Consider the following 16,018-nt stretch of genomic DNA (forward strand, 5'->3'; position numbering starts at 1 on the left):
CGGACCAGTTCCCGCGGCCAGAATGGAGCGGACGCGCCCAGCCCGACGCTCCAACCTGTCCGACTGTCGGACCGGCATCCGCTGCCAGGGTGAAGCGGACGCACCCAACCCCGGTGCTCCCAATTGGTCCGACTGTCGGACCGGCATCCGCTGCCAGGGTGAAGCGGACGCTCCCCGCTCCGGTGCTCCCAACTGGTCCGACTGTCGGACCAGTTTCCGCGGCCCGAATGGAGCAGCCGGAGCCCCCCGTGCCCCGGTCCTCCCAACGGGTCCGACTGTCGGACCGGTTCGCGCCGCGCACGGCCGCCGTGGAGCCTCAGCCGGATTCCCACCTTCTCATCCCGGAGACAGCGTCCATGTCCAAGGGACCTGGCACGACCGTGCGGGGTGAAGCGTCATGAGCCCATGGATGGAGGTTGTCGGACCGGGCGCACCCGCCACGGTGCAGGACGGTGGCCGCCCCGGGGTCATGCACCACGGGGTGCCGCCCGGTGGCGCGTGGGTGCCGGAGCTGCTCATCGCGGCGAACCGCGCGGTGGGCAATGCACCGGGCGCGGCGGCGTTCGAAGCCTTCGGCCGGCTGGAGCTGCGCGCCCGGGGCCGTGACGTCCGCGTGTCCGTGGATGGAGAGCCCCCCGCCCTCCTCGCGGACGGCGCCACGCTCAGCGTGCCCGCGCCACCCGATACGCCGTGCGCTACGTGGCCGTGGAGGGCGCGCTGGCCGTCCCCGAAGTCCTGGGCGGCCAGGGCACCTGTGGGTCGCGCGCCTGGGCGGCTGGGAGGGCCGTCCGCTGCGCGGCGGCGACCGGCTCCCGCTGGGACCTCCCTCCACGCCGGGTGCCTCTCCTTCCGAAGCCGGCCTCCTGCGTCTCACCGAAGCCCTGGACCCCGCCGCCCCGCTGCGCGTGCTCCTGGGCCCGGATGCGTCCCGCTTTGACGACGCGGCCGTGGCGCTCCTCCTGGGCAGCACCTTCACCGTGTCCCCCTCCAGCGACCGCGTGGGACAGCGCCTGGACGGGCCTCCCGTGCCCCACGGCGACGAGGGCGCGGGCACCTCCCGCCCCATGGTGCGCGGCGCCATCCAGGTCACCCTCTCCGGGACGCCCATCGTGCTGGGCCCGGACCACCCCACCACCGGGGGCTACCCGCTCATCGCCGCCGTCATCCGCGCGGACTGGGGCCGGCTGGGGGCTCGCCGTCCAGGCGCCCCCGTGCGCTTCCAGGCCGTCTCCCTGGAAGAAGCCCAGCGCGCCTGGAAGAACCACCCCGCCCGGCCGGCAGGGACAACTTCGGACCCGCTCCCGCCGATACTGGGGGCATGACTCCTCCGAAGATCGGCCCGCGCACCCCGTCCACGACCCGCCTGCCGGAGCCGGCCGCCCCGCCGCGCCCCCGCAACGAGGTGAAGCCCGGGAAGGCCCAGGAGAAGTCCCTCTTCGAGTCGCCCAAGGGCGGCAAGGCCCCGGTGGCCCTGTCCACCCCCGCCGCGGCGCCCCAGCAGGGCGGCCCGCGCCCCACGCCGGGCAGCTACCCCACCGCCCAGGACGTGGCGAACATCGCCGCGATGAAGGACCCCGTCGCGCGCAACCTGGCCATCACCCAGGGCTACCACGACCTGTCCGACGCCGTGGGCACGCTCCTGGGCAAGGAGAACGCCAACTGGTCCACCTACGCCACGTGGGCCTCGAAGCAGGCCGGCGTGAGCATCCGCCAGGAGGACATGCCCAAGGCCTTCGTGGACGTCCTCAAGGGCGGCGGCGTCGTCGGCGCGGCCATGTCCAAGGTGGACGACCTCTTGCGCAAGCTGGGCCTCCCCGCCATGCCCACCGGGGACATCGCCAGGGCCGGCGCGGACGCGCTCGACAACGTCAGCAAGGCCATTGGCGACGGCAACCAGTTCGTCTTCCGGGAGGTGGGCCACGAGTTCGCCCGCTTCGTGGAGACCTTCCAGGGTGACACCCAGCTGGACCCCGCGAAGCTCCAGAAGTACCTGGACGGCTTCCCCAAGGACAAGCCGCTGCTCAAGGACGCCTTCGGCAACTACGCGAAGGCCATGTTCGAGAAGGACCCGAACAAGAAGGCGGAGCTCATGCTCCTGGCCAACGACACCGTGGGCCTGCACGAGCAGACCCAGCTCCAGGGCTACGTGGAGAAGGCGCTCAACGCGCCGGTGAAGGAGGTCTTCGCCAACATCCTCAAGCAGAGCATCGAAGCGGGCGCCAACGCCCTGCCCTTCCCCGCCAACCTCGCCGCCAAGGCCGCCATCAAGTCCGGCGTGGTGGACCTGGCCACGAAGCCGCTGGTGGACGCGCTGGCCGGCACGTTCCGGGGCATCGCCACCGAGCACATGATGAAGCTCGCGGTGCCCGGCGGCGCGCTGAAGCTGGGCAATGATCTGCCGCCCCCTCCGGGCATGGATCCACGCTCTTCCCGCCGCACCTGCGCACCATCGAGGACCCGAAGCTCAAGGCGCTGCTGGCCCGCATGGACAAGACGCCCGACAGCCTCCATGGCACCGCCGCGAAGGACTGGAGCAAGCTGGACCAGCGGATGAACTACATCGTGGACCTCTTCCGCTCGCGCCAGTCGGATCCGCACCTGTTCGACCAGCCCTTCGGCAAGGAGGCCCACTACCCCGTGGCGCCCTCCAGGCCGCGCCCGGCCGCACCCGCGGTGTCGTAGGCCCCGCTCCCACCCGGGCAGAAGGCTCCGGCCGTGAATTCACGGCGACAAGCTGCGTCCATCCTGGCATCCGACGCACTTGAAGGAGCCTCCCCATGATGGCGAAGTGGCTGCTGGCAACGATGGCGCTGTCCCTCCCGGCCCTGGCTCACGCAGGCGGTCCCCGCGGCAACAACCACGGCGAGCAGGTCCAGGACCGCCAGGAGCTGCGGCAGGACCGCCGCCAGACCCGGGATGATCACCACGACCTGCGCCAGCTGGAGTCGCTGCTCGCCCGCTATGACTCCGCCCGCGGCCGCTCCGCGCGCCGCGACCTGCTCCAGGTGGAAGAGGAGCTGCGCGGCTACGTGGCCTCGGAGCTGAACGAGTCCCGCCGCGAGCTGTCCCAGGACAAGCGGGAGGCGCGCACCAGCGCCCGCGAGGTGCGCCACGACGGCTACCGCCGCGACGACCGCCAGGACCACCGCGACGACGTGCGCGACGCCCGCCAGGAGTCCCGCATGCTGCGGGAGACGCGCTCCATCTCCCAGGAGCTCAACAACCTCTACGGCCGGCTGGACAGCCGCAGCCTCTCGCGCAAGCGCATGCTCATCGCCGACCTGGTCCAACTCGCCCGCGCCGAGCAGTCGCAGAACCGCCAGGAGACGCGCGAGGACCGCCGCGAGGCCCGCGAGGACAGCGGCTGGCACTGACCTCGCGTCACGCGTCCTCGGCGGCGGTGAAGCCCTCCAGCCGCGCGATGCCCAGCTTCTTCATCCGGCTCTGCAGCGTGGACGGCTTGAGCCCCAGCAGCGCCGCCGCCCCGCCCTCGCCGTAGACCCGGCCCCGGGTGAGCGTGAGCACCCGCAGGATGTGCTCGCGCTGCACCGCCGCCAGCGTGAGCACCTTCGCCCCCGCGGGCAGCGGCGCCGGCGTCTCCTCCACCGTCGCCGGCCGGCGCCTCCCCGCGCGCGCTCACCGCCCGGAAGGTCGAAGGACTGCGCCGTCAGCTCCTGGCCGCGCGTGAGGATGGTGGCGCGCTCCAGCGCGTTCGCCAGCTCGCGCAGGTTGCCGGCCAGTCGTACGCCGCCAGCCGCGCCAGCCCGACGCCGTCACCCGCATGCCCCGCCGGCCCGTGCGCTTCGCCTGCTCCTCCAGGAGGAACACGGTGAGCTGCGGCAGGTCCTCGCGCCGCTCGCGCAAGGGCGGCAGCCGCAGCGGGAAGACGCTCAGCCGGTAGAAGAGGTCCTCGCGGAAGCGCTTCTGCGCGATGGCCTGGTGCAGGTCCACGTGCGTCGCCGCCAGGATGCGCACGTCCGCCCGCACCGTCTTGTCGCTGCCCACCGGCTCGAACGCCTTCTCCTGGAGCGCGCGCAAGAGCTTCGCCTGCAGCTCCACCGGCAGCTCGCCAATCTCGTCCAGCAGCAGCGTGCCCCCGTGCGCCATCTGGAAGCGGCCCGCGCGGTCGCGGTTCGCGCCGGTGAAGGCCCCCTTCACGTGGCCGAACAGCTCGCTCTCCAGGAGCCCTGCGGGAATCGCCGCGCAGTTGAGCGACACGAAGGGCTGGTCCGCCCGCGTGCTCCAGCGGTGGATGGCCCGCGCCAGCCGCTCCTTGCCCGTGCCCGTCTCCCCGGTAATCAAGACCGGCGTGTCCGTCTCCGCCACCTGCCGCGCGCGGCGGGACAGGTCGCGCATCACCGGACTCAGGGACGACTCCAGGATGCCCTCGGAGTCCCCGCCCAGCTGTGACTCCAGCAGCTTCGCGTGCTCGTGGTCCTGGCGGTGCAGCCGCTCCGCCGTCGCGCGCTGCTCCGCGCCCTGGAGCGCCGTCGCCAGCATCTGCCCGTACACCTCCACCAGGTCCACCACCGGCTGGGCGTACGTCTCACACTGCGCGCGGTCCAGGGTCAGCACGCCGTAGCAGCGCTCCCCCGCGCACAGCGGCACCACCATGCACGCGTGGCCCGCGGGCAGGTCCAGCACCCCGTCAAACGGGTCGCCGTCCCCGTGCGAGTGGTCCTCCTCCGTGAACGCCCGCGCGCGCCGCGTCTCCAGCGCCTGCTTCAGCGACGGGAAGTCCGACAGCTGCAAGGAGTGCTTGCGCACGGCCTGGTTGGCGAGCGGGCCGCGCGCCGCCACCGCCTCCAGCCTTCCCTCCTTGAGGAGGAACAGCGTGGCCAGGTCGAAGGGCACCACGCGCGTCAGCCAGTCCAGTCCCCGACGGAGCAGCTCTCCCACCCCTTCTTCGGTGGTTGCCAGCTCGACCAGCTCCCGAGCATCCTGCGTCACTTCCGGGTGGCGCCCCATCAGTTCATCCGGCATGTGTTAGCGATAATAGCGGCCCACCGAAATTGCAGTGGCGAAAGGCACCGGGATTTCGTTATTCACCATCCCAGCGCCACCGCCCCGCCGGTGCTGATGTCCGGGGAAGACGTAACCCCCTGACATCAGGGCAATTGAAGCGCTGGCACGGTGGCTGCTTTACCCGGTAGCAACTCACAACCTCTGGGGTGGACCACGGTGGCCCGCCCCCCATCCCCAAGGAGTCGAAACCATGCTGACCGTTGGCGACAAGCTTCCGAACTTCAAGCTGAAGGGCACCGTGAGCCTGGAGAAGAACAAGGAGTTCCAGGACATCTCCAACGACACGTACAAGGGCAAGTGGACCGTCCTGTTCGCGTGGCCGAAGGACTTCACGTTCATCTGCCCGACGGAGATCGCGGAGTTCGGCAAGCACAACAAGGACTTCCAGGACCGCGACGCGCAGGTGCTGGGGCTGTCCACCGACAGCGAGTTCGTGCACCACGCGTGGCGCACGCACCACCCGGACCTGAAGAACCTGCCCTTCCCCATGCTGGCGGACATCAAGCGCGAGCTGTCCAGCGCGCTGGGCATCCTGCACAAGGAGGAGGGCGTGGCCCTGCGCGCCACGTTCATCGCGGACCCCGAGGGCATCATCCGGCACGTGTCCGTGAACGACCTGTCCGTGGGCCGCAACGTCAAGGAGACCGTCCGCACGCTGGACGCGCTCCAGACGGACGAGCTGTGCCCGTGCAACTGGCAGAAGGGTGAGGAGACCCTCACCTCCAAGCTGCAGAAGGCGGGGTAAGGCACCATGGCTTCGCTCGAAGTCGTCCGCAGCGAACTCGCGGACGCCCACAAGGACACCCGCCTCAACCTCTCCGCCGTCCTGGAGGGGGGAAGCCTCACCCCCGAGCAGCGCTGGGGGACGGCCGTGGCTTGCGCCTTCGCCGCCCGGAACGAGCGGCTGAAGGAAGCCATCCTCAACGAGGCGAAGCAGGCCCTGGGCGACAAGGCCACGCCGGTCCTCGAGGACGCCCGCGCGGCGGCCTCGCTGATGGCGATGAACAACGTCTTCTACCGGTTCCGTCACATGGTCGGGAAGGAGTCGTACGCGACCAAGCGCGCCGGTCTGCGGATGAACCGGCTGGCCCAGGTGCTGACCAACAAGGTGGACTTCGAGCTGGTCTGCCTCGCGGTCAGCGCCATCAACGGCTGCGAGATGTGCATCCAGTCGCATGAGAAGGTCGTGCTGGAAGGCGGCCTGAGCGAGGAGCACGTGCACGATGCGGTCCGCATCGCGAGCGTCATCCACGCGGCGGCGGTGGGGCTGGAGTCCTAGTCCCCTCGTCGTTATCTCTGAGCTGTGATTGCGCCCTCCGGTGGATGACACCGGGGGGCGCTGTCTTTTCCTCTCACCCGAAAGGAACGTGTCCGTCATGGCCCTCTACAAGAGCCCCAGCCCCCTCTCCGAGCAGTCCCGCACCGCCATCGCCGCCACCCTCAACGAGCGGCTCGCGGACGGGCTGGACCTGCACTCGCAGATCAAGGTGGCCCACTGGAACATCAAGGGCCCGCAGTTCGCCGCGCTGCACCCGCTGTTCGAAACGTTCGCGGTGAGCCTGGCCAACCACAACGACTCCATCGCGGAGCGCGCGGTGACGCTGGGCGGGCGGGCGTACGGCACCAGCCGCCACGTGGGCACGCACAGCCGCCTGCCGGAGTACCCGCAGGAGACCTCGCGCGACCTGGAGCACGTGAAGCTCTTGGCCGAGCGCATCGAGGTGTACCTCACCGGCCTGCGCGAGAGCCGCTCGGCGGTGGAGGGCCTCAAGGACACCGACACGGTGGACCTCTTCACGGGCATCATCACCGAGTTCGAGAAGCACGCCTGGTTCCTCCGGGCCTCCCTGGAAGGCTAGGGGCTGCGCCGAGGCAGGGGGCGCGCTAGCGTGGGCGTCGTGAGCGACAGCGTCCCCCTGCATGCGTTTCGCACCGTGCCCCGCACGGGCGTCATCTTCGTCACCGCCGAGGCCACGCGCCGCGGCTACCGTCCCGGCGACCCGGACTGGTGCAACCTGGGCCAGGGGCAGCCGGAGACGGGGGAGCTGCCCGGTGCCCCGCCGCGCGTGAACGCGGTGACGGTGGACATGGCGGACCAGGAGTACGCCCCCGTCGCGGGCCTCTGGGAGGTGCGGGAGGCCATCGCGGGGCTCTACAACCGGCTCTACCGCAAGGGCATGCCTGGCCAGTACAGCGCGGAGAACGTCTGCCTGTCCGGCGGCGGCAGGGCGGCCCTCACCCGCGCCGCGGCCAGCCTGGGGCAGGTGAACCTGGGCCACTTCCTGCCGGACTACACCGCGTACGAGGAGCTGCTGGACGTCTTCAAGGCGTTCACCGCCATCCCCATCCTGCTGGAGGGCGAGCGCGGCTACGCCTTCACGCACGACGACCTGCGCCGGGAGATTCAGGGGCGCGGGCTGTCCGCGCTGCTCTTCTCCAACCCGTGCAACCCCACCGGCAAGCTGGTGCAGGGGGAGGAGCTGGCGCGGTGGGTGGGCGTGGCGCGCGAGCTGGAGTGCACGCTGCTCATCGACGAGTTCTATTCGCACTACGTCTGGACGGGCCGCCCGGGCGTGCTGCCGGTGGAGAGCGCCGCCCGGTACGTGGAGGACGTGAACCGCGACCCGGTGGTGCTCTTCGACGGGCTCACCAAGAACTGGCGCTACCCGGGCTGGCGCATGACGTGGACGGTGGGGCCCAGGCAGGTCATCGACACGGTCTCCAGCGCGGGCAGCTTCCTGGACGGCGGCGGCAGCCGGCCCCTGCAGCGCGCGGCCATCCCGCTGCTCCAGGAGGACACGGTGGTGGCGGAGACGCGCGCCATCCACAATACGTTCCGGGAGAAGCGGGACAGGTTCCACTCGCGGCTGGAGCGGCTGGGCATCCGCACGGACCGGGCGCCGGACGGGACGTTCTACGTCTGGGGCAACCTGTCCGGGCTGCCCGCGCCGCTCAACGACGGCATGGCCTTCTTCCGCGCCGCGCTGGAGCACCAGGTCATCACCGTGCCCGGGGAGTTCTTCGACGTGAACCCCGGCAAGCGCCGCGCGCGGGCCAGCCGCTTCCGCAGCTACGTGCGCCTGTCCTTCGGCCCGTCGTGGGAGACGCTGGAGAAGGCGCTGCAGCGGCTGGAGGCGCTCGTGCTCAAGCACACGCCCGGCGCCGCGCCTTGAAGCCGCGCGTCCGGCCCCGAGCGCTTCAGGACTCGGGGGCCGGGTGCGTGCGGAACTCCGCCGTGGCCATCACCTGCACCTTCTTGCGGTGGGACACGGCGAAGCCCAGCGCGGCCGTCCGCTTCACGCTGTAGCTGCCCGACGGGGCCATGGGCATCACGTCCTCGTTCCCGCCTCCGTAGGCGCCGCCGGGGTTCGCGAAGGCCCGCGACTCCCAGGTGCGCTCGGAGAAGCGGTGCAGCCCGGCCAGCGTTACGCCCAGACCGGCCGCCACGCGGCGCGCCTTCTTCACCGACTCGCGGGCCAGCGCCTCCAGCCAGTCCTGCCGGGCCTCCGCCTCATGCGTGTAGCCCCAGCGCATCTCGCGCAGCGTGGCCTGCTTCAGGCCGGACAGCGCGGCGAGCACGTCCCCTACCCGGGCCATGTCCACCAGGCGGATGCGCACCGTGTAGAGGGCGGACGAGGAGCGCGTGAGCAGCCCCTCCGTCGTCTCCGCCTGCACCGACTGGAGGGTGAAGGCCGTCGCCGGCACGCCCAGGTCCTCCATGAGGCGCACCAGCGCGGCCACCTCGCGTGCGTTGGTGAAGGCCGCGCTGCCGGTGAAGAACGATGACGCCTTCACGTCCACCACCGCGTCCACGTGGTCCGCCTCCAGCTCGTGCCTGGCGGACAGCTCCACGACGATGAGTCCCGACTCGGCTGCGGCTTGCTCCGGCATGCGCCTCCCTGGGGGTGGTGACTGGAAGGGCGAGTATAGGCCCACGACGCAGGGCGGAGGGCGTGCCTATGCTCGCGCCACGACCATGCGACGCGTCTCGTCCCGGCTGTGGCTGTTGTGCGCGCTGTACTTCGTGCAGGGGCTGCCCTTCGGCTTCCAGGTGACGGCGCTGCCCGTCTACCTGCGCTCGCGCGGCGTGTCGCTGGCCGCGCTGGGGTTCGCGGGCGCGCTGTCCCTGCCGTGGATGCTCAAGGCCCTGTGGGCGCCGCTGGTGGACCGCTACGGCTCCGCGCGCGTGGGGCGCAGGCGTTCGTGGATATTGCCCATGCAGGCGGGCCTGGCGCTCGCGTGCGCCGGGGCCGCGTTCGCGGCGGGCCGGGACTCGATGCCGCTCCTCTTGGGCCTCATCTTCGTGATGAACCTCTTCGCCGCGACGCAGGACATCGCGGTGGACGGCTTCGCGGTGGACCTCCTGCGTCCGGACGAGCTGGGCCCGGGCAACACCGCGCAGGTCGTGGGCTACAAGCTGGGCATGCTCACCGGCGGCGGGCTGCTGGTGTGGGCCAGCGCGCGCATCGGCTGGTCCGGGCTGTTCCTCGCCATGGCGGCGCTGTGCCTGACCGTCTTCACCGTCGTCCTCTTCGTGCGCGAGCCTCCCCCGCGCGAGGCCGAAGGCCACGAGTCACCGAGGCTGGACTGGCCCGCGCTCTGGGCGCGCATCCGGACCGCGCTCACCGTGCCGGGCACCGGGTGGCTGCTGCTCTTCATCGGCACGTACAAGCTGGGCGAGACGATGTCCGACGTCCTCTACAAGCCCTTCCTCGTGGACGCGGGCTACACGCCGGCGCGGATTGGGTTGTGGGTGGGAACGTGGGGCACCGCCGCGTCGCTCCTGGGCTCCGCGTGCGGAGGGCTGCTCGCCGCGCGCCTGCCGCTGCTCCGGGCGGTGGCCCTCAGCCGGCGCGCTGCGGCTGTTGGCCGCTCGCGGGGCGGTGCTGCTCACGCGCGCGGGCGTCAGCGACGCGGCGTGCTGGGCGTCACGCTCACCGAGGGAGTTCTTCGGCGGCGCGCTCACCACGGTGATGTTCGCGTTCATGATGTCGCGCACGGACCGCCGCATCGGCGCCACGCACTTCACGCTGCTGGCCAGCGTGGAGGTCGCGGGCAAGCCCCCGCGGGGCCGCTGCCGGGATGCTCGCGGATCCAAGGTACGGCAACCTGGGCTACGCGAACGTGTTCCTCCTGGGCGTCGCGCTGTCCGCCGCGTTCCTCGCGCTGCTCGCGCCCTGCGCCGCCATGCGCCCGCGCCCGCGGTCGCGCGGCCCGCATCATCGTGAAGGCTTCCAGGCCCGCACGGACCGCCGCTTCGTGCGGAGGGTCTCCATCACGACGTACGCGGACGGACGTGACGCACCGCCGCAAGCGCGCCGGGAGGACGCCTGCGCGCTTGCGGTCCCCGCCGCCTCCGTTCATTGATGCGCGCCACACGCACCGGGTGGGCGGAAGCGCGCTTCCGGCCCGGGCATCACGCAGCACGGAGGAAGCACCATGGCGGAGATGAAGACGTATACGGGCGGCTGCCACTGTGGACAGGTCCGCTACGAGGTGACCACGGACCTGCAGCAGGTGGTGACCTGCAACTGCTCCATCTGCCACAAGCTGGGGTCGGTGCTGACGTTCGTCCCGCCGGAGCAGTTCAAGTCCCTCTCCGGCGCGGACGTGGTGAAGAGCTACCAGTTCAACAAGAAGGTCATCAACCACCTGCACTGCCCCACCTGCGGCGTGGAGTCCTACGCCACCGGCAAGGGTCCGGACGGCAAGGACATGTTCGCCGTCAACCTGCGCTGCGTGGACGGCGTGGACCTGTCCACGCTCAAGCCCTTCGCCTACAACGGCCGGGACATGTAAGGCCCGCGCCTCACGCCCGGCGGCCCGCCACATCAGGCCGGCGACGAGGACCGCCGCGGAAGGCGCGGCCCATGGAAGGGACCTCCGCAGCCGGTGCTCCCAGACGTCCACGCGGTCCGCCAGGAGCAGCAGCATCCAGTGGCCGGGCTTGTGGTCCGGCTTGGCGTAGGCCGCCTTTCGCAAGAGACCGCTCAGCCCCTTCGGCGGCTGGGCGGTGCCGAACACCGGCGGCATCTGCTTGCGCCCCGCGTGCTTGAACACCGGCACGTCCGCGTGCTGGAGCGCGATGGGCACGCGCGCACCCGCCAGCGGCCTGGGCGCCGTCTCCATGGGGACGCCCGGGCGGTTGGCCGGGTCCAGGTCCACGGCCCGGGCCGGCTTCGCCTTCGTCCGCGACTTCGGGGCGCCGTTCTTCGCGCGGCTCTGTCTCTGCGGTGTCTTCTGGGGCATGGCGTGCCTCCTGTTCCAAGAGCGGATGAAGTCCGTCGTTCACGCGTGGCCGTGCGGCATGAGCACGCACTTCACGCACCCGTCGCGCTTCTGCGCGAAGAGGTGGTAGGCGTCCGGCGCCTGCTCCAGCGGGAAGCGGTGGGTGATGATGCCCTTCGCGTCGATGCGGCCCTTCTGGATGTGCTCCAGCAGGTGCGGCATGTACCGGCGCGTGTTCGCCTGGTTCATGCGCAGCGTGAGCCCCTTGTTCATCGCGGTGCCAATGGGCACGAAGTTCCACGGCGGCCCGTACACGCCGATGATGGAGACGTTGCCGCCCTTGCGCACGGTGTTGATGCACCACTCGATGACGGTGGGCGCGCCGGCCTCCAGCTTCAGCCCCAGGCCCAGCACGCGGTGCGCGCGCGACCCTTCGGCCTCCATGCCCACCGCGTCGATGCAGACGTCCGGGCCGCGGCCGTCGAACAGGTCCTTGAGGTGCAGGACGATGTCGTCCACCTCCTTGAAGTTCACCGTCTCCACGTGGGCGAACTTCCGGGCGAACTCCAGGCGGTACGGCACGTGGTCCACCGCCACCACGCGGCCCGCGCCCATCAGCCACGCGGACTTCATCGCGAAGAGGCCCACCGGGCCCGCGCCGAACACCACCACCGTCTCGCCGCCCTTGATTTCGCCCATCTCCGCGGCCTGGTAGCCGGTGGGCAGGATGTCGGAGAGGAAGAGGACGGACTCTTCGTCCATGTCGTCCGGAATCTTCATGGGCCCCACGTCCGCGAAGGGCACACGCACGTACTCCGCCTGCCCGCCGTCGAAGCCGCCCGTGGTGTGTGAATAGCCGTAGACGCCGGAGGCCACGTCGCTGCCGGGGTTGCTGTTCTCGCAGTTCCCCGTGAGGCCGCGCTGGCAGTAGAAGCAGGTGCCGCAGGAGATGTTGAAGGGCACCACCACGCGGTCCCCCTTCTTCAGCTGCGCGACCTCCTTGCCCGCCTCCTCCACCACGCCGGTGAACTCATGGCCGAAGGTGCAGCCCACGCGCGTGTCCGGCACCAGCCCGTGCAACAGGTGCAGGTCCGAGCCGCAGATGGCGGAGCGGGTCACCTTCAACACGACGTCCTGGGGGTGCTCGATGCGAGGGTCCGGCTTCTGCTCCACCTGGACGCGATAGGGACCTTGGTAGGTGAGTGCACGCATGCGCGGGATTCCTCCGTTCCCTTACGGGTGAGGACGGCCACGCGGTAAGACAAGGGACGGTGCGCTCCCGGCCCTCGCTCGGCTAGCTGTCCTCCGGCGGTGCGAAGGTGCCCACGGGCAGGTCCGCCGCCCGCCACAGGTACCAGCTCACCACGCTGCGGTATGGGCGCCAGCGCTCGCCGTACGCCAGCAGCGCCTTGGGCTTGGGCTGTTCCTTCAGGCCGTGCAGCACCATGAAGCCCTTGCGCACGCCGAAGTCGTCCACGGGGAGGATGTCCGGCCGGCCCAGGCGGAAGATGAGCAGCATCTCCACGGTCCACTGGCCAATGCCTCGCACCTGCGTGAGGTGCTCGATGAGGTCCGCGTCGGACATGCGGCGCACGCGCGCGAGCGTCGGCACCGTGCCGTCCACCGTCTTGCGCGCCAGGTCCTGCATGGCCAGCAGCTTGTTCGCGGACAGCCCGGCCTCGCGCAGCGTGGCGTCCGGCAGCGCGAGCAGCTTCCGCGGCGTGAAGCCCTTGCCCTTGCCCACGCGCTCGCAGACGCGGCCGAAGATGGTCGCCGCCGCGCGGCCGTGGAGCTGCTGGTAGACGATGGAGTGCGCCAGCGCCTCGAAGGGGCTGTGCAGCGGGCTCAGCTCCATGCGGAACGGGCCCACCGTCTTGAAGAGTCTTCCCAGCGTGGGGTCCGCGCGCACGAGGGCGCGGCGCACGGCGGGCGTGAAGGCATCCGGCAGCAACACGGGGGCGGAAACAGGAGCGCGCGGCATGGGCCGCATGCTGCCCGGCCCCACGCCACGCGCAACCCCCGTGTTGCCCTGGAACGCGGCGCGCTAGATGGGCGCGGCGTGCTCCGTCTCCTCCGGCACGTCGTTGCGCGGCTCGCCCTCCATCAGGGCGTCGTATTCCTCCTCCAGCTGGATGCCCAGGTCGTCGAGCTGATCCTTGGTGAGCATCTTCCGCGCCGCCTTGAAGAGGTCCTTCTCCTCCTCCTCGACGTGGTGCTCCACCTGCTCCTGGAGGACCTTCATCTTCGCGTCGAACTCCTCGTCCGACGGCTCCATGTCCAGCAGGTCCGCGATGAGGCGCTTGACGGCGAGGTGCTCCTCCACGGCCTCGCGCAGCTCGTCCTCCGTGTCGTCCTTCTTGAGCGCCGGATAGAGATACAGCTCCTCAATCTTCGCGTGCGCCCCCAGCCGGTCGGCGATCTGCTCGAACAGCTCCTGGCGCTGCCCATCGTCTTCGTCGGACAGCTTCTCGTACTTCTTGAAGAGCTTGGACACCTCTTCATGCTGCTGCTTGATCAGCTCCAGCGCGTTCATTCGTGCCCCCGTGAAGGACTTGGACGTGGGGATAGATGGGGGTGGGCTCGTCCGAAGGGAAGCCCCACCCCGCCGCACTTTTCACTTCACCGGAAGTTTGACGGACGACAGGTCCTTCACCGCGGGGCCGTTGAGCACGCGGCCGGTGGGGCTGAAGCGGCCGCCGTGGCAGGGGCAGTCCCAGGTGCGCTCCGCGGTGTTCCAGTGCACGTGGCAGCCCAGGTGCGTGCACACGGGGGACACGGCGTGCGCCGTGCCGTCGTCCTCGCGGTACACGGCCACCTTGCGGCCCTCCACCTCCAATATCTTCGCCTCACCGGGCCTCACGTCCGCCAGGTGCTTTCCGTCCGGCTTCGACAGCCGGTCCGCGACGAAGCGGAAGGCCACCTCCGCGTTCTCCTGGAGGAAGTCCTTCGCGCCGGCCTTGGGCTTCACGCGGCCCGGCTCGTACAGCGCGGCGTAGGGGCTCTCGTTGCCCAGGATGAGGTCCGACAGCACCATGCCCGCGAGCGTGCCGAACGTCATGCCCGTGCCGGAGAAGCCCGTGGCCACGTACACGTGGCGGCTGCCCACGTTGCGGCCGATATAGGGCAGGCCGTCCGCGGGCTCGATGACCTGGCCCGACCAGCGGTGGGTGACGCGCTTCACGGGGAGGTGCTCCCGCGTGTACGCCTCCAGCCTGGCGAAGCACGAGGCGGTGTCCTGCTCGCTGCCCACCTTGTGGTCCTCGCCGCCCACGATGACGTAGGGCGCGCCGTCCACGCGCTGCGTGCGGATGTAGTGATACGGGTCGCGGCTGTCGTAGTACTGGCCCGGCTCCAGCGGGCCCTCCAGCGGCGCCGCCACCGCGTAGGTCCGGTAGGGGTAGAGCTTGGTGTGCATGGCCACGCGGTTGAGCGGCGTGGTGGTGGCCTCCACCACGGCCCTCGCCGTCACGGTGCCCTTCTCCGTGACGACGCGGCAGGGCGCGCCGTCGTGGAGGTCCAGGACCTTGGTGTTCTCGAAGAGGTGGCAGCCGTCGCCCGGGATGCGGTCCGCGAGCGCGAGCAGGTACTGGCGCGGGTGGAACACCGCTTGATCCTCCACGCGCAGCGCGCCCTTCACCGGGAAGGGCAGCGGCACCTCCTTGATGAAGGACGCCAGCAGCCCCACCTGCCGCGCCGCGGAGACCTCATGCAGCAGCTCCCGCAGCTCGGCCTCCGTCTCCGCGTAGCGGAAGCCGGGCACGCGGGTGAAGCCGCAGTCGATGGAGAGCGTCTCCACCAGCGACGCAATCTGTTCGATGGCGGCCCGGCTGGAGGACGCGGCCAGGTGGGCCCCCTTCTCACCGAAGTCCTTCAGGAGCGTGGTGTACGGGGTGTCCAGCAGCTCCGTGAGGTGCGCCGTCGTCTGCCCCGTCTGGCCGGAGAGGACGCGGTGCATCTCCAGCACGGCCACCTTCTTGCCGGCACGCTTCAGCAGCCAGGCGGTCGTCAGGCCCGCGATGCCGCCGCCGATGATGGCGACGTCCACGTCCAGGTCGCCCGGCAGGGTGGGGAAGTCCCGGGGCGGCGTCGTCACGGTCCAGAGGGATTTGTGCTGGCGCTCGTCGTTCATGACGGAAGGCTAGGAATCCGCCTCCCAGGGCATAAGCCACGCCTGCCGAGCCCCGCCCGCCCGGCTGCCGGGCGTCGGGTGTACGCGACCCAACAGAGCCCCGCCCCGGGTGTTGGTCAGTCAGGGGCCGGGCGTGGAGGGGGCTGGGGTGCGTGGGCGCCGGCGCGTTAGAACGGCCCCTGGACCTGAAGGTCCGCGCCGGGCGGACCCAAGGAGCACGTGTCACATGCCCGTGGAACGCGTGGCTGGTGGGGCCAGCCTGGTGGACGTGCTGGACCGCCTGCTGGACAGGGGCTTGCGCTTCGACCCCCCGGCCCTGGAGGCCCTGGGTCGCGCCACGCCTTGGGAGGGGGAGGCGCGCATCATGGTGGCATTTTCGGAGGTCCGCACCGCAGACTCGCTGGAACGCGGTCGTTCCCCGCGTCCCTCTTCACCCGGAGCGTAAGGTCGTGGCTTCCCCAGCCCCGCTGCCCCCCGCCGAAGCCGATCCCGGGGCGCGCCTCGTGCTCGCCGAGCACCTGCTCGCCTGCGAGTCCACCGTCGCCTGTGCGCGAGCGGTCGTGGAGTGGCTCGCGCGCAGGCACGGCGCGCCGCCGCCTGTGTCGGTCCGGGCGACGGCCCTGGCGCGTCCGTGTG

At 70.9% G+C, this 16,018-nt stretch carries 16 protein-coding genes and 2 pseudogenes; 12 read left to right on the forward strand and 6 right to left on the reverse strand.

The window, feature by feature from the left end:
• Positions 1-469 precede the first annotated feature (469 nt).
• The 5 genes and pseudogenes from ACLEQD_RS18930 to ACLEQD_RS18950 form a co-directional block, all read left to right on the forward strand.
• A pseudogene (locus ACLEQD_RS18930) lies at positions 470-604 on the forward strand (allophanate hydrolase subunit 2 family protein); the annotation flags it as partial.
• A 19-nt stretch (positions 605-623) separates the two neighbouring features.
• Entirely contained in the window at positions 624-1,322 is a 699-nt protein-coding gene (locus ACLEQD_RS18935) for a hypothetical protein (protein WP_410385715.1), read from the forward strand.
• Positions 1,319-2,554, forward strand: a complete 1,236-nt coding sequence (locus tag ACLEQD_RS18940; RefSeq protein WP_410385716.1) for a hypothetical protein — start codon at positions 1,319-1,321, stop codon at positions 2,552-2,554. The genes ACLEQD_RS18935 and ACLEQD_RS18940 overlap by 4 nt, the downstream gene beginning before the upstream one ends.
• A complete protein-coding gene (locus ACLEQD_RS18945) occupies positions 2,551-2,682 on the forward strand; it encodes a hypothetical protein (protein ID WP_410385717.1) in 132 nt (43 codons plus the stop codon). Before ACLEQD_RS18940 ends, ACLEQD_RS18945 begins: the two co-directional genes overlap by 4 nt.
• A 95-nt stretch (positions 2,683-2,777) precedes the next feature.
• Positions 2,778-3,374: a hypothetical protein gene (locus ACLEQD_RS18950; protein WP_410385718.1), complete on the forward strand. Its 597-nt coding sequence runs from the start codon at positions 2,778-2,780 to the stop codon at positions 3,372-3,374.
• Positions 3,375-3,381: 7 nt separating this feature from the next.
• Here ACLEQD_RS18950 and ACLEQD_RS18955 read toward each other — a convergent pair.
• A pseudogene (locus ACLEQD_RS18955) lies at positions 3,382-4,968 on the reverse strand (sigma 54-interacting transcriptional regulator).
• 247 nt (positions 4,969-5,215) lie between these two features.
• Between ACLEQD_RS18955 and ACLEQD_RS18960 the strand changes: the two are divergent.
• The 4 genes from ACLEQD_RS18960 (at position 5,216) to ACLEQD_RS18975 (ending at position 8,198) form a co-directional block, all read left to right on the forward strand.
• On the forward strand, positions 5,216-5,770 hold the full coding sequence (locus ACLEQD_RS18960; protein ID WP_014394422.1) for a peroxiredoxin: 555 nt from the start codon (positions 5,216-5,218) through the stop codon (positions 5,768-5,770).
• Positions 5,771-5,776: 6 nt separating this feature from the next.
• Positions 5,777-6,304 (forward strand): carboxymuconolactone decarboxylase family protein, encoded by a 528-nt coding sequence (locus ACLEQD_RS18965; protein ID WP_375757041.1) that lies wholly within the window; start codon positions 5,777-5,779, stop codon positions 6,302-6,304.
• A 97-nt stretch (positions 6,305-6,401) separates the two neighbouring features.
• The gene (gene dps, locus ACLEQD_RS18970) at positions 6,402-6,884 is read left to right on the forward strand and encodes a DNA starvation/stationary phase protection protein Dps (protein WP_338273898.1); all 483 of its coding nucleotides are present in this window, start codon (positions 6,402-6,404) and stop codon (positions 6,882-6,884) included.
• A 39-nt stretch (positions 6,885-6,923) separates the two neighbouring features.
• Entirely contained in the window at positions 6,924-8,198 is a 1,275-nt protein-coding gene (locus tag ACLEQD_RS18975) for a pyridoxal phosphate-dependent aminotransferase (protein WP_410385719.1), read from the forward strand.
• Positions 8,199-8,223: 25 nt separating this feature from the next.
• On the opposite strand, the gene ACLEQD_RS18980 is transcribed toward ACLEQD_RS18975, so the two are convergent.
• Positions 8,224-8,916, reverse strand: a complete 693-nt coding sequence (locus tag ACLEQD_RS18980) for an SIMPL domain-containing protein (RefSeq protein WP_410385720.1) — start codon at positions 8,914-8,916, stop codon at positions 8,224-8,226.
• Positions 8,917-9,001: 85 nt separating this feature from the next.
• Here ACLEQD_RS18980 and ACLEQD_RS18985 point away from each other — a divergent pair, with 85 nt between their 5' ends.
• The gene (locus ACLEQD_RS18985) at positions 9,002-10,477 is read left to right on the forward strand and encodes an MFS transporter (protein ID WP_410385721.1); all 1,476 of its coding nucleotides are present in this window, start codon (positions 9,002-9,004) and stop codon (positions 10,475-10,477) included.
• The gene (locus tag ACLEQD_RS18990) at positions 10,465-10,824 is read left to right on the forward strand and encodes a GFA family protein (protein ID WP_410385722.1); all 360 of its coding nucleotides are present in this window, start codon (positions 10,465-10,467) and stop codon (positions 10,822-10,824) included. Before ACLEQD_RS18985 ends, ACLEQD_RS18990 begins: the two co-directional genes overlap by 13 nt.
• Positions 10,825-11,313: 489 nt before the next feature.
• Here ACLEQD_RS18990 and ACLEQD_RS18995 read toward each other — a convergent pair whose 3' ends face one another.
• The 4 genes from ACLEQD_RS18995 to ACLEQD_RS19010 form a co-directional block, all read right to left on the reverse strand.
• Positions 11,314-12,465 (reverse strand): zinc-dependent alcohol dehydrogenase, encoded by a 1,152-nt coding sequence (locus ACLEQD_RS18995; protein ID WP_410385723.1) that lies wholly within the window; start codon positions 12,463-12,465, stop codon positions 11,314-11,316.
• 82 nt (positions 12,466-12,547) lie between these two features.
• Positions 12,548-13,234, reverse strand: coding sequence for a DNA-3-methyladenine glycosylase family protein (locus tag ACLEQD_RS19000; protein WP_410385727.1), 687 nt, complete (start codon positions 13,232-13,234; stop codon positions 12,548-12,550).
• A 63-nt stretch (positions 13,235-13,297) separates the two neighbouring features.
• Positions 13,298-13,786: a hemerythrin domain-containing protein gene (locus ACLEQD_RS19005; RefSeq protein WP_410385724.1), complete on the reverse strand. Its 489-nt coding sequence runs from the start codon at positions 13,784-13,786 to the stop codon at positions 13,298-13,300.
• A gap of 81 nt (positions 13,787-13,867) precedes the next feature.
• Entirely contained in the window at positions 13,868-15,382 is a 1,515-nt protein-coding gene (locus tag ACLEQD_RS19010; RefSeq protein ID WP_410385725.1) for an FAD-dependent oxidoreductase, read from the reverse strand.
• A gap of 449 nt (positions 15,383-15,831) precedes the next feature.
• Here ACLEQD_RS19010 and ACLEQD_RS19015 point away from each other — a divergent pair.
• The coding region (locus ACLEQD_RS19015) for a hypothetical protein (protein ID WP_410385726.1) at positions 15,832-16,018 on the forward strand (187 nt) is incomplete at its 3' end.

The sequence above is a fragment of the Corallococcus sp. 4LFB genome, from assembly GCF_046520365.1.
Taxonomy (GTDB): Bacteria; Myxococcota; Myxococcia; order Myxococcales; family Myxococcaceae; genus Corallococcus; species Corallococcus caeni.